Raw genomic sequence first — 12,625 nt, 5'->3', positions numbered from 1 at the left:
GGATTCCCCCAGAGCGTTTGTTGGCTTCCTCGACGGATCCTAGGTTTGTGCGCCTCTCCCCGCCCGGCAAATGCCCAACCTGGCGGCGTGTCAGTCCGTCACCAGGTAGCCCGCGCCGCGCAGCTCCGCGGTGACCTCCTCGCAGTGCTCGGGACCCTTGGTCTCCAGATGCAGGTCGACCTCCGCCTCGGTGAGTCCGAGCCGCGGATCGGTCCGCACATGGCCGATGTCGAGGATGTTGGCGTCGGCGACGGTCAGCACGGAGAGCAGTGTGGCCAGTGCCCCCGGGCGGTCCGTGAGCCGGACCCGCAGGCTGAGATAGCGGCCCGCGGTCGCCATGCCGTGGGTGAGGATGCGCTGCATCAGCAGCGGGTCGACATTGCCGCCCGACAGCAGGGCGACGACCGGTCCGCGGAACGACTCCGGGTCGCTCAGCAGCGCCGCCACCGGGCTCGCCCCCGCCGGTTCGACGACCAGCTTCGCCCGCTCCAGGCAGAGCAGCAGCGCGCTGGAGAGTTCGGCCTCGGAGACCGTACGGACCTCGTCGACCAGCTCCTGGACGAGCCCGAACGGTACGTCGCCGGGGCGCCCCACCTTGATGCCGTCCGCCATCGTCTGGAGCGAGCCGATCGCCACCGGGTAGCCGGCGGCGAGCGACGGCGGGTAGCAGGCGGCGCCCGCCGCCTGGACTCCGACGATCCGCACGTCGGGCCGGATCGCCTTCACGGCCACGGCGATGCCCGCGGCGAGTCCGCCGCCGCCGATCCCGACGACGATGGTGCGGACCTCCGGGCACTGTTCGAGGATCTCCAGGCCCACGGTGCCCTGTCCGGCGATGATGTCCGGGTGGTCGAAGGGGTGGATGAAGACCGCGCCGGTCTCCTGGGCGTACTCCTCGGCGGCGGCGAGGGTCTCGTCGACGACGTGGCCGTGCAGCCGGACCTCGGCGCCGTACTCTCGGGTCGCGGCGACCTTCGGCAGCGGCGCCCCGACCGGCATGAAGACCGTTGAGCGTACGCCGAGCAGCGCAGATGCGAGTGCGACACCCTGCGCATGGTTTCCGGCGCTTGCGGCGACGACCCCGGCCGCGCGCTCGACCGGCGAGAGGCCGGCGATCCGCACGTACGCACCGCGCAACTTGAACGACCCGGTCCGCTGCAGGTTCTCGCACTTGAAGTGGACCGGCGCGCCGACCAGCCCGGACAGGTGACGGCTGCCCTCCATCGGGGTCATCCGGGCTACGCCGGAGAGCATCTTCCGTGCGCCGCGGACGTCGTCGAGGATCACTGGGGGAAACGGGTGTGGCGTACGGAAGTTCATAACCGCAAGTCTTGCAGCTGGACGCGGGGCCGGCCGCCGTGCTGGTGCCGTCCTGCGCCGTTGTTCGCAGGTTTGTGCAGTACTGGTACACGTTGCCCCGTGGCCGCGTACTCTGTCCCCCACCCATCCGAACACCGCACGAAGAGAGCCCCCGGCCATGCCCCCTCAGGACATGACGACTGCTGCGTCTCCTTCCGGGGGCGCCACCCCCGAATCCCCGGGTCCCGACCACCTCCTCGATGTTCTGCAGCACCAGGTGGCCGTCTTCGCCCGCCGTGCCGAGCAGACCCGCCTCGGCGGTGTCGGCCAGGTCCGCAACTCCATGGACCGGGCGGCGTATCTGCTGCTGAACCGACTGGACCGGGAAGGCCCGATGGGCGTCAAGGCGCTGGCCGCGGGCATGGGGATCGACTCCTCGACCGTGACCCGTCAGGTCGCGCCGCTCGTCGACACCGGTCTGGTCAAGCGGACCTCGCATCCGGAGGACGGCCGCGCGGTCGTGCTTCAGCTGTCGCCGCGCGGACATGCGCGGCTGGGCGAGGTGCGTGCGTCGCGGCGGGAGCTGATGTCGCAGGTGACGGGGGAATGGACGGCGGAGGAGCGCGAGACGTTCTGCACGCTGCTGACCCGGTTCAACGCGGCGCTGGCTGCGCGGCAGCAGCCGGCGGCGGGCGGCTGACGGCTGACGGCTGGAATACGCCTGCACGACCTCTTGACCCGGGGACCTCCCCGGCGCTCCGATGTGGGTGTGCGAGAGCGGCAGACAGGACTACAGCGGCGGCGCGCCCAGGAGTTCGAGACCTTTGTGGCGGGCGCCGCGGGCCGACTGCTGCATACCGCCACCCTGCTCACCGCCGAGCCCACGCAGCCGCCCGGCGCGAACGAACGGGCGCAGCGACTGCTGACCGCCGCCCTGGCCCGCACGTACGCGGCCTGGGACGGGCTGCACGGCGAGGATCCGTACGACCGCACCCGGCAGGAGCTGGCCATCCGGTTCGCCCATGAGGCGTGGCGGCACCATCGGCCGCGCGGTGGGCTGTTGGATCCGCTGACCCCGCAGGAGCGGCTGGTTCTCGTGCTGCGGCTTTACGAGGGGGTCGCCGAGGAGCAGACCGCCGCGTTGCTGGGGCTTCCGGTCGACCGGGTCCAGGCGCTCTGCAACCGGTCGGCGGCCACGATGCTCGGCACCCGCAGGCCCACGGCGCGCCGGCTGCCCGTACGACTGCTGGGGGCGGGGCCATGAGCCGTCAGGGCCGGAAGGAGGACCAGGTCCGGCGGATGCTGGACGTGCCGCATCCGCAGGTCCCCGCCGATCTGGCGGAGCGGGCGGCCGAGCAGGGCGGCCGGATGCTGCGGCGGCGCCGTGCACTCCGTGCGCTGGTGGTGTTCGTGCTGTGCGTGGCCGTGGTCGCGTTCACGGTGTGGGTGATGATCGCCGAGCCCTGGCAGGTGCCGCCCACGGAGACGACCCCGCCCCTGGACGGACTGTGACGACCCCACTCCTGGACGGACCGTAAAGCCCGAAAAGCCCGATCTCCGAAAGCCCGATTCCTGCGGATTTATCCTGGATGTGACGGCATGCCGCACGAGCCGAGGAGGCCGTCATGACCAGAAAGATCGCTGACTGCCGCAAGCACCCGAGCGTCACGAACTGCTCGCTCACCATCGCCGGCGAGGAGGAGGAAGTGGTGCGAGCCGCGACGGAACACGCGGTCTCCGTCCACGAACACGCCGACAGCCCGGAGCTGCGGGAGCAGATCCGCGCGTCGCTGGAGGACGAGAAGGTCGACCCCTGACCCCCAGGACGCCGGACGGGCGGGACGAGCGCCTGCCCGCCCGGTTCTCTGCTGCCGGACTCCTTCCGGGGTCTTTCCCCCGGATCACGCCGGGCCCGCGGGCCCGGCACGCACATCTGCCGCGTTGTCGTCGGTCACCAACGCTCCGCGTTGCCTCCCCCTCCGCCTTGCAGCTGCACGCACCGGACCCCGCTCCCCGATCCGGTCCGAAAGAAAGCCCTCAGAGCCTGTCGGGTGACCTCTGATCGGGCGGTCACGCCCTGGCACGCACGCTTCCCGCGTTGCCGAAATGCCCTAGTAGCTCCTTCCCCAAGCTCTCAGCTTCGTTCGAGCAGGGGAGACCCCATCCGAGGGCCTTCCGGCGCCTTGGAATCGCACGCACCAGACCGCGTCCGCTTTCCGATCGAAGGTCACCCGACAGGCTCTCAGCCGAGCGCCTGCGTCAGGTCGGCCAGCAGGTCGTCCGCGGACTCGATGCCGACGGAGAGGCGGACCAGGTCGGCCGGTACCTCCAGGGCGGAGCCGGCCACGGAGGCGTGCGTCATCCGGCCCGGGTGCTCCACCAGCGACTCGACGCCGCCGAGCGACTCACCGAGCGTGAAGAGCTTGGCCCGGTTGCAGACCTCGACCGCCGCCTCCTCACCGCCCTGGACCCGGAAGGAGACCATGCCGCCGAACGCCTTCATCTGCTTGGCGGCGATCTCGTGTCCCGGGTGCTCCGGCAGCCCCGGGTAGAGGACCTGGGTGACCTTGGGGTGCCGGGTCAGCAGCTCGGCGACCTTGGCCGCGTTCTCGCTGTGCCGGTCCATCCGGACGGGCAGCGTCTTGATGCCACGCAGCACCAGCCAGGAGTCGAACGGTCCGGCGACCGCGCCCATCGCGTTCTGGTGGTACGCCAGTTCCTCGCCGAGCTCCGCGTCGGCGGCGATCAACGCACCACCGACGACGTCGGAGTGGCCACCCATGTACTTGGTCAGGGAGTGCACGACGACGTCCGCGCCGAGTGCGATCGGCTGCTGCAGATAAGGGCTGGCGAAGGTGTTGTCGACGACCAGCCGGGCACCCGCGGTGCGCGCCACGTCCGCGACCGCGGCGATGTCGGTGATGCCGAGCAGCGGGTTGGACGGCGTCTCGACCCAGATGACCTTCGTACGGTCGTTGACCGCGGCCCGGACCGCCGCCGGGTCCGAGGTGTCCGCGACGGAGTAGTCGACGCCCCACCGCTTGACGACCTTGGCGAAGAGCCGGAAGGTGCCGCCGTAGGCGTCGTTCGGGATGACGACATGGGCGCCGGGGTGGAGCAGCGTGCGCAGCAGGCAGTCCTCCGCCGCGAGCCCGGACGCGAAGGCGAGACCGCGGCGGCCGCCCTCGATGGCCGCGAGGTTCTCCTCCAGCGCGGTGCGCGTCGGGTTGGCGCTGCGGCTGTACTCGTAGCCGCCGCGCAGTCCGCCGACGCCGTCCTGCTTGTACGTGGACACCTGATAGATGGGCGGAACAACGGCGCCGGTGAGGGGATCGGCGGTGTTGCCCGCGTGGATCGCGAGGGTCTCGAAGCTCTGCTGGTCGCTCATGGGGCCCGAGCGTAGTTCGTCACAGGGGTGATCCACGGCCACTGCGCCGACCGGTGACAATGGGTGCATGGAGATTCTCTGGTTCCTGATCGCGCTGTGCATGCTCGCCGCGGTCCTCGGCCCCTTCGTGCTGCGTCGCCGCTCCGGTATCCGCCAGGTCGCGCCCGGCTCTCCCGACGCCGCCGACCCGGACACGTACGGCTTCGTGCGCCAGGAGCAGCTGGACATCCGGATGCCGGGCCCCGACCAGGACCTCCTCGATGTCCTCGATGTCGTGCAGCGCACCCAGGACTGGCGCGCCGCCTCTCAGTTGCTGGCGGGGACGCCGAAGGAGGGTGAGGTGCGGTGGCAGCGCGTGCAGGCGTTCGCCGGTGCCGCCTCGCTGGAGCTGATGCAGGCGCCCGGGGTCGGTGGTGCGTGGCTGCGGTCGTGGCGCGCGGATTCGCCGAAGGACGCGGGCGGGGCTGCGGTGCACGCCGAGTTCCTGGTCCAGCAGGCGTGGCGGTCCTCCTCCGCGGGGACGGACGACTTCCGGATCATCCTGGAGGAGGCGCGTACGGTCTGCGGCGAGGCGGCCCTGCTGGCGCCAGGCGACCCGGTCCCGTACATCGTCGAACTGGCCGTCGCGCGTGGACTCGGCTACTCCCACGAGCAGTTCGACCAGCTCTGGGCGAAGATCATCGACCGCGCGCCGGCGCACATGGGCGCGCACATCGCCGCGCTGCACTTCTGGTGCGAGAAGTGGCACGGCTCCCGCGAGGAGGCCGAGCGGTTCGCGACGGCCGCCGCGGCCCGCGCCCCGCAGGGTTCGCTGCTGGCCGCGTTGCCGCTGTTCGCGGTGTACGAGCATCTGCCCGAGGTCAATCTGGTGCAGGGCTTCTACCGGGGCGTCGTGGTGACGAAGGCCGTCGAGGGCGCCTTGTTCGCGGTGCACGCGGCACGCCCCGACGACCCGATGCTCGCCCATGTCCGTCATCTGCTGGTGCTGTTCCTGGTCCGGATGGAACGCTGGGCGGAGGCGATGCACCAGCTCGTCCACATCGACGGGCACGTGGGCGCGCTGCCGTGGACGCAGAACCCCGACCCGGCCGCCGAGTACACGGTCTACCGGGCGCTGGCGGTCGCCGGGTACGAGGCGAACGGCGGCAGCCCGGCGGCACTGCCCCGGTGACGCGGGGCCGGTTCCACCGCTGGTCAGCCCTCGTTCCGCCGCCGGCCGGTGCCGCAAGTGGCGCGGCTCGCACGAGCTGGCCGAGCGGTTCGCGCGCGAGGCGGCGGCGAAGGGCAGCCCCGGCCGGCTCCTCTCCTTCCTCCCGCTCTACGCCGCGTTCGAGCAGGAGACGGCGGAGCAGGACGTGGATCCGGACGCGTACTACAAGAGCCCTGAGCTGATCGCCGCGGTCGATGCCTGTCTGATCGATGTGGCGGCTGCCGCCGAGGCCGACCCCCGGGACCGGCGGATCGTCCGGGTCCGCCACATGCTCGCCTGGCTGCTGTACTGGCAGGACCGGTACGAGGAAGCGGTGGAGCAGTTCCGTGCGGTCGACGGCCATATCGACAGCGCCCCGTGGACGTACTCCGGGAACCCGAAGAAGCGCTACGTCCAGGCCCGCGACTTCAGCGCCGCACAGGTCCTGGCGGCGGGCGGGAACTGACCGGTGCGACGCAGCGGGGGCGCCGGAATCCGCGGCGGCCCCGCTGCGTTGTACGGACTGCACACGCCTACCCCGGAGGAGCCCCCGCATGTTCCTGCACCGCCGCACCCCGCAGCTCCCCACCCCCGAGGAGGCCCTGCGCGGCCGCCCGGCCCCCGAATTCACCGTCCCGGACCGTCACACGGTCCTCGGCAATCCGCTGGTGGGCCCGTATCCGGACGGCCTGGAGGTCGCGGACTTCGCGTTGGGCTGTTTCTGGGGCGCCGAGCGCAAGTTCTGGCAGACGGACGGCGTCTGGACGACGCTCGCCGGCTACCAGGGCGGCTATACGGAGAACCCCGCGTACGAAGAGGTCTGCTCGGGCCTGACGGGGCACACGGAAGCGGTCCGCGTCGTCTTCGACCCGAAGATCGTCACGTACTCCGAGCTGCTGAAGGTCTTCTGGGAGTCCCACGACCCGACACAGGGCTTCCGCCAGGGCAATGACGTGGGTACGCAGTACCGGTCGGCGATCTACACCCATTCCCCCGAGCAGGAGGCGGCGGTGGCCGCGTCCCGCGAGGCGTACCAGAAGGTCCTGACGGCCTCCGGCCACGGCGAGATCACCACGGAGATCCTCCCGGCGGAGGGCCGCACGTTGTGGCCCGCTGAGGCATATCACCAGCAGTACCTGGACAAGAACCCGGCGGGCTACTGCGGGATCGGCGGGACGGGCGTATCGTGCCCGATCGGTGTCGCGCCCGCGGACGGCTGACCTGCCGCCCGCCGTCTCGCGGACCTGCCTGAGGAGGAATCCCGCCCGATGACAAGCGACGGCCTCGACAGCCTTGCCGCGATGCGCGGCCGCCCCTGGTTCATGGCCAACGAACTCCTGGCGTTCGTCGTCGAGTTGGCGGCGCTGGCGTGCCTGTCCTGGTGGGGCTTCGCGGCCGGCGGCGGGGCCGCTGCCCGGTGGCTGCTGGGGCTCGGAATACCGGCGGTGGCCATCGTGCTGTGGGGGCTGTTCGCCGCTCCTCGCGCCCGGGTCCGGCTTCCACTGTGGGGCGTCCTGCTGGTGAAGGCGGTGGTGCTCGGCGGCGGGGTGTACGCGGTGTACCGCGTGGGTCATCCGGTGGCGGCGGTGGTGGCCGGTGTCGTGGTGGTCGTGAACACGGGGCTGGCCGAGTTCTTCCGGCGCCGGCCCGCGCGGTGACGAGGCCCTCAGGGCCTCTCGTGTTCGGATCACGCCGGGCTCGCGGGGCCTGATCCGCAGGAAAGGGCCCTGACGCCACCCGCCCGGCTGCGGAGGCGGCCGGGCCGGTGGCGCGTACGGCGCGGGATCAGATGAGGCCCTGCGCGAGCATGGCGTCCGCGACCAGTTCGAAACCGGCGATGTTCGCGCCGACCACGTAGTTGCCGGGGCTGCCGTAGCGCTCCGCCGTGGTGAAGCAGGAGTCGTGGATGTGGCGCATGATCTCCGCGAGCCGCTCCTCGGTGTGCGCGAAGGTCCATGAGTCGCGCGACGCGTTCTGCTGCATCTCCAGCGCGCTGGTGGCCACTCCGCCCGCGTTGGCGGCCTTGCCGGGGGCGAAGGCGACGCCCGCTTCCTGGAGGACCCGCACGGCCTCCGGGGTGGTGGGCATGTTGGCACCCTCGGCGACCGCCTGCACCCCGTTGCGTACGAGCGTCAGCGCATCGGCCTCGTGGAGTTCGTTCTGCGTGGCACACGGCAGGGCCACCTCGCAGGGGACGTTCCACACGCCCGTACCGGCGACGAAGCCGACATGTGCGCCGCGCCGTTCCGCGTACTCCGAGACCCGGCCGCGACCGGCCTCCTTGACCTCCTTGAGCAGGGCGAGGTCGATGCCCTTCTCGTCGACGACATAACCGTCGGAGTCGGAACACGTCACCACGGTCGCGCCGAGCTGCTGGGCCTTCTCGATCGCGTAGATCGCGACATTGCCGGAGCCCGACACGACGACCCGCCGGCCGTCGAGAGATCCGCCCCGGCTCCTGAGCATCTCGTCGGTGAAGAGCACACAGCCGTAGCCGGTGGCCTCGGTGCGCGCCTGGGCACCGCCCCAGCCCAGGCCCTTTCCGGTGAGCACACCGGACTCGTACCGATTGGTGATCCGCTTGTACTGGCCGAACAGGTAGCCGATCTCGCGGCCGCCGACGCCGATGTCACCGGCCGGGACGTCCGTGTACTCGCCCAGATGACGGTGGAGTTCGGTCATGAACGACTGGCAGAACCGCATGACCTCGGCGTCGGAGCGGCCCTTCGGGTCGAAGTCGGCGCCGCCCTTGCCACCGCCGATCGGCATGCCGGTGAGGGCATTCTTGAAGATCTGCTCGAATCCGAGGAACTTCACGATGCCGAGGTCGACCGAGGGGTGGAAGCGCAGCCCGCCCTTGTACGGTCCCAGGGCGCTGGAGAACTCGACCCGGAAGCCGCGGTTCACATGGATGTCGCCGGAGTCGTCCGACCACGGCACGCGGAAGATGAGCTGACGCTCCGGCTCACAGATGCGCTCGATGATCCGGGCGTCCACGAACTCCGGTCGCTGCGCCAGGACCGGGCCGAGCGTCTCAAGGACTTCCCGTACCGCCTGATGGAACTCGCTCTCGCCCCGATTGCGCCGCAGGATCTCCGCGTACAGCGGCTCGATGACACGGATCTCGCTTGCGTGCGGCTCCGAGGAAACAGGGGTGGCCGGCATCTGATCAAGACCTTCCATGGGTCGGCAACGTGCGCGAAGGCGCCCCCGTCCCGAGGGGCACCGCCGGTCCCCCTCCCCATTGAGGACGTCACCCAGACATCGTGAGAAGCGCACTCACCAATGCAACGTACGGGACCGCTGTGACGTATCGATTGTCCCAGGAGAGCCGCAAGATCCTCGGCCGCATCCACATACTGAGCTTTTCCCGAGCCTTCCGGCACCGGGCATGTGGCGCAATCCACGCCGGATGCGGCCGGTCGGGGCGGACGGGTCAGGCCTCCTCGCGCCTGTCCCTCAGCATCCACAGCCGTACGCCGGACGCGAGGACGACCGCGCCCGAGACGATGCTCAGGGCGATGTGCAGCCCGGTGTCCTCCATCAGGTTGAGGCCGGCATTGGCGACGACTGCAAGACAGAGCACGAGCCAGAGCAGCGGCTTCATGGGGTTCCCTCCGTGGTTGATCCGATGTGTTCCATCCTGCCGGGCGGTGCGCGCCGCAGCGAGGGACCCTTCCCCCGGATCGGTGGTGTACTCAGCTACACCTCGCTCAGAGCGTGCAGCTCGTCGGGGCTCAGCCGCGGCGGCTGCCAGGGGAAGTCATGGTCGTCGATCACGATGTCGCCGACCGGCTCCGGGCCGCGCAGCAGCCTCCAGATGTCACCCTCGAAGCCCATGCCCCGTTCCCGCCCCTCGCGTCGGCTGTCACCGGCCACGGGTCACCGTACGGGTTCAGGCGGAGCGTCGATTACCTCCGGGGCAGGGGCGGGCTCAGTCGGTGATGCCCAGGTCCTCCCGCATCAGCTCCCGCATCGTGTCGAGGAACGGACTCGCCGCCCTCAGGTTCTCCAGGATCCGGGCCACGGTCTCGCCGTCGCGGGCGAGACCGCGGTCCAGGCGTTTGACGGCCCCGTCGGCGTTCGCGAGGACCTGGTTGAGGTCACGGGAGGCCTGCAGGATCCGCTCCGGGACGATCATCTGCGCCTCGGCGTAGCGGTCGCGGTGGTCGAGGCGGGCCTCTTCGAGCTGGGTGCGCTCCTGCTCCGTATAAAAGCCGTCCCTGATCCGGTGCAGGGCATCCTTGAGGAGTGTGTGGAACTGCCGGGAGGCCCGGTTCATGGCCGTGTACTGGGCGCGCCGCTCCTCGAACCTCCGCCGCGTGTCGGCCAGTTCGGCCTCATCCTGGCGCTCCCGCGCGGTCATCCGCTGCGCGAGCATCGGCGCGAACAGGGTGCCGAGCACACCGACGACTGCGGTGATCATGGCGGTGATGGCAGCGGTCATGACTGCGAGATTAATGCGATGAGCGAAGGAGAACGGACATGATGCAGCCATGACAACGCCAGGACCGACCGCTCCACGGGCCGGCCCGGCTGCCGCTGCAACCCTGTTACTGGCTGCGCCCGTTGCGCTCCGGCTTCTCCGGTACGGGCCAGGGGCCGCGCCCCGCGGGCAGCACCCCGCCCGGCCGCCCGCGCGCGGACCCGTCCGCCGGCCTCTCCGGACTGCGCCAGGTCCGCCGCAGCGACCTCGCCGCGAACCGGACCGCCTACGGAACCGTCAACGCCGGTCAGGGGCAACGGCGTTGGCGCTGTTGCCCCTGCCCGGAAGGCCGGTGCGCCCGGCCGGTGTGTCCGTGCGTCACATGTCCGCGTCCGTACGCCACCTTCTGCGTCCGTACGCCACACCTTGGCGCCCGTACGTCAGGCCGCCGCGTTCTCCGTGATCGTGACGCGGCCCTTGCGGATGGTCGCCAGCCGCGGCGCCCTGCGGGCGATCGCGCTGTCGTGGGTGACCATGATGAAGGTCAGCCCGTGCTCCTTCCACATCGTCTCCAGCACCTCCATGACCTCGTCGCGCATCGATTCGTCGAGGTTGCCGGTGGGCTCGTCGGCGAGCAGCACCTTCGGCTGCTTGACCAGGGCCCGTGCGATCGCCACACGCTGCTGCTGCCCGCCGGACATCTCGCTCGGGAGGTGTCCGAGCCGTTCACCGAGTCCGACGGAGTCCAGCGCCTCCGCGGCCCGCCTGCGCCGCTCCGCAGGCCTGCCGCCGAGCGGGACGAGCGCCGTCTCGACGTTCTCCTGCGCGGTCAGCGTCGGGATGAGGTTGAAGCTCTGGAAGACGAAGCCGATGTTCTGCGCGCGCACCTTGGTGAGCTTGGCCTCGCTGAGCTTCGCGAGGTCCACACCGTCGAGTTCGACGCTGCCGGCCGTCGGACGGTCCAGACCGCCGAGCATCTGCAGCAGCGTGGACTTCCCGCCGCCGGTGGGGCCCTGGATGACCAGGCGGCCGCCGTCCTCGATGGTCAGATCGACGCCGGCGAGCGCATCGATGGTGGATTTGCCGCGGGTATAGCGCTTGGTGACGCCGCTGAGCGTGTACATGGGTCAACTCCTGCTGGGCTGAAAGGGGTGGGGCTCGCGGGCCGGCTATTCGACGCGGCGCAGCGCGTCCGCGGGGCGCAGCCGGGAGGCCCGCCAGCCGCCGAACGCGCCGGCGATCAGCCCGCCCGCCACGGCCAGCGCGACGGCGATGAGGATGGTGGACAGGGAGCCGGAGACGGTGTCGGCGAGGTCCGCGGAGGTGGTGACGGTCGTGCCCGGGATGTTCTTCTGGATGGCGGACTTGACGCTGCCGATCTGCTGCGAGTCGGCGGCCTTGACGTAGACCGTGGTGACCTTGTTCTAGGCGTCGGCGAGGGTCTGCGCCTGCTTCAGCGGGATGTAGACGTTGGCGGCCGCGTCGCCGCTGTCCGCCGTCGCGACACCGACGATCTTGTACTTGGTCCCGGAAATGGTCACGGTCTTGCCGACCGCGAGCTTCTTCTGCTTGGCGTACGAGGCGTCGACGACCGCGACCTCGGCGTCGGTCTCGGTGGCCTTGAACGTGCGGCCCTTGGTAATCTTCGACGAGGTCAGCGGGCCGAGGTCCTGCTTGGCGACGTCGGTCCCGTACACGGTGTACGAGTTGACGTCGAACGAGGCGCCGCCGCCCTGGACCTCACCCTGCGGCTGCGTCGTACCGCCCTCGCCGCCGGGACCGCGCCGGCCGGTGGTGCCCGTGTTCCCGTTCTGCTTGAACTCGCCGCGCTTGAACTCGCCGTCCACCTTCAGGACGTTCGGGCTCAGCCCGCCGACGGCGTCCGCGACACCGTTCTGCTTGCCGACCTTGTCGACGGTGGTGGAGGACAGCGTCTGGAAGCCCTGGCCCATGACGCGGTCCGAACTCTGCTTCGAGTCATCGCCCTTGGCGTCGAACTCGAACCTGGGGCGCTGACTGCTGGAGCCCGGAGCGGCGGCGGCCTTGGTGACCGTCATGTCCGTACCGAGGCCGTACAGCGATTCCAGGACCTTGTCCTGGGCCTTGCTCATGCCTGAGGAGACCGAGCTGACGATGATGACCAGCGCAATACCCAGGTCGAGCCCCGAGGCGACGACCAGCGCCGCCTTTCTGCGGCGGCGCAGCTCGCGCCGGAGGTAGGTGAAGAACGTGACTCCTCCCCGTCGTGAATGAGGGGGCTTCTCGTTACGCCGGGTGGGCGTTTCGACGGACCAGCCCGGCCCGTAGAACGTTGGTTGCTCCC

The 12,625-nt window shown here is 70.5% G+C and carries 15 protein-coding genes and 1 pseudogene; 8 read left to right on the top strand and 8 right to left on the bottom strand.

Going from position 1 to position 12,625, the window contains the following annotated elements:
* Positions 1 to 90: 90 nt before the first annotated feature.
* Entirely contained in the window at positions 91 to 1,320 is a 1,230-nt protein-coding gene (gene ilvA / locus ACWD6R_RS19265; protein ID WP_451819775.1) for a threonine ammonia-lyase, read from the bottom strand.
* A 157-nt stretch (positions 1,321 to 1,477) separates the two neighbouring features.
* Here ilvA and ACWD6R_RS19260 point away from each other — a divergent pair, with 157 nt between their 5' ends.
* The 4 genes from ACWD6R_RS19260 to ACWD6R_RS19245 all read left to right on the top strand — a co-directional run bounded on the left by ACWD6R_RS19260 (position 1,478) and on the right by ACWD6R_RS19245 (position 3,116).
* Entirely contained in the window at positions 1,478 to 1,999 is a 522-nt protein-coding gene (locus ACWD6R_RS19260; protein ID WP_451819774.1) for a MarR family winged helix-turn-helix transcriptional regulator, read from the top strand.
* A gap of 69 nt (positions 2,000 to 2,068) precedes the next feature.
* Complete coding sequence (locus tag ACWD6R_RS19255; RefSeq protein WP_451819773.1) at positions 2,069 to 2,563, top strand: sigma factor-like helix-turn-helix DNA-binding protein; 495 nt, start codon at positions 2,069 to 2,071, stop codon at positions 2,561 to 2,563.
* Entirely contained in the window at positions 2,560 to 2,811 is a 252-nt protein-coding gene (locus ACWD6R_RS19250) for a hypothetical protein (RefSeq protein ID WP_451819772.1), read from the top strand. Before ACWD6R_RS19255 ends, ACWD6R_RS19250 begins: the two co-directional genes overlap by 4 nt.
* A 113-nt stretch (positions 2,812 to 2,924) precedes the next feature.
* A complete protein-coding gene (locus ACWD6R_RS19245; protein ID WP_451819771.1) occupies positions 2,925 to 3,116 on the top strand; it encodes a DUF1059 domain-containing protein in 192 nt (63 codons plus the stop codon).
* A gap of 425 nt (positions 3,117 to 3,541) precedes the next feature.
* Here the strand turns inward: ACWD6R_RS19245 and ACWD6R_RS19240 are convergent, their stop codons facing one another.
* Complete coding sequence (locus tag ACWD6R_RS19240; protein ID WP_451819770.1) at positions 3,542 to 4,687, bottom strand: cystathionine gamma-synthase; 1,146 nt, start codon at positions 4,685 to 4,687, stop codon at positions 3,542 to 3,544.
* Between the two features lie 67 nt (positions 4,688 to 4,754).
* Between ACWD6R_RS19240 and ACWD6R_RS19235 the strand changes: the two genes are divergently transcribed.
* The 4 genes from ACWD6R_RS19235 to ACWD6R_RS19220 all read left to right on the top strand — a co-directional run bounded on the left by ACWD6R_RS19235 (position 4,755) and on the right by ACWD6R_RS19220 (position 7,534).
* Positions 4,755 to 5,858, top strand: a complete 1,104-nt coding sequence (locus ACWD6R_RS19235) for a hypothetical protein (RefSeq protein WP_451819769.1) — start codon at positions 4,755 to 4,757, stop codon at positions 5,856 to 5,858.
* Between the two features lie 184 nt (positions 5,859 to 6,042).
* Complete coding sequence (locus ACWD6R_RS19230; protein ID WP_451819768.1) at positions 6,043 to 6,342, top strand: hypothetical protein; 300 nt, start codon at positions 6,043 to 6,045, stop codon at positions 6,340 to 6,342.
* Positions 6,343 to 6,430: 88 nt separating this feature from the next.
* Entirely contained in the window at positions 6,431 to 7,096 is a 666-nt protein-coding gene (msrA, locus tag ACWD6R_RS19225; protein WP_451819767.1) for a peptide-methionine (S)-S-oxide reductase MsrA, read from the top strand.
* An 81-nt stretch (positions 7,097 to 7,177) separates the two neighbouring features.
* On the top strand, positions 7,178 to 7,534 hold the full coding sequence (locus ACWD6R_RS19220) for a YrdB family protein (RefSeq protein WP_451819833.1): 357 nt from the start codon (positions 7,178 to 7,180) through the stop codon (positions 7,532 to 7,534).
* Between the two features lie 127 nt (positions 7,535 to 7,661).
* Here the strand turns inward: ACWD6R_RS19220 and gdhA are convergent, their stop codons facing one another.
* The 6 genes and pseudogenes from gdhA to ACWD6R_RS19190 all read right to left on the bottom strand — a co-directional run bounded on the left by gdhA (position 7,662) and on the right by ACWD6R_RS19190 (position 12,506).
* The gene (gdhA, locus tag ACWD6R_RS19215; RefSeq protein WP_451819832.1) at positions 7,662 to 9,041 is read right to left on the bottom strand and encodes an NADP-specific glutamate dehydrogenase; all 1,380 of its coding nucleotides are present in this window, start codon (positions 9,039 to 9,041) and stop codon (positions 7,662 to 7,664) included.
* Positions 9,042 to 9,312: 271 nt separating this feature from the next.
* Positions 9,313 to 9,483, bottom strand: a complete 171-nt coding sequence (locus ACWD6R_RS19210) for a hypothetical protein (protein WP_451819766.1) — start codon at positions 9,481 to 9,483, stop codon at positions 9,313 to 9,315.
* Positions 9,484 to 9,578: 95 nt separating this feature from the next.
* Positions 9,579 to 9,755, bottom strand: a complete 177-nt coding sequence (locus ACWD6R_RS19205) for a hypothetical protein (RefSeq protein WP_451819765.1) — start codon at positions 9,753 to 9,755, stop codon at positions 9,579 to 9,581.
* 55 nt (positions 9,756 to 9,810) lie between these two features.
* Positions 9,811 to 10,323: a hypothetical protein gene (locus tag ACWD6R_RS19200; protein ID WP_451819764.1), complete on the bottom strand. Its 513-nt coding sequence runs from the start codon at positions 10,321 to 10,323 to the stop codon at positions 9,811 to 9,813.
* A 419-nt stretch (positions 10,324 to 10,742) separates the two neighbouring features.
* Complete coding sequence (locus tag ACWD6R_RS19195) at positions 10,743 to 11,426, bottom strand: ABC transporter ATP-binding protein (protein ID WP_451819763.1); 684 nt, start codon at positions 11,424 to 11,426, stop codon at positions 10,743 to 10,745.
* Between the two features lie 45 nt (positions 11,427 to 11,471).
* A pseudogene (locus ACWD6R_RS19190) lies at positions 11,472 to 12,506 on the bottom strand (ABC transporter permease).
* Positions 12,507 to 12,625: the final 119 nt, after the last annotated feature.

It is taken from the genome of Streptomyces sp. NPDC005151 (assembly GCF_053599875.1).
Note: the sequence above shows the minus strand (reverse complement) of the source record. Positions and strands in the feature narration are given on the sequence as shown.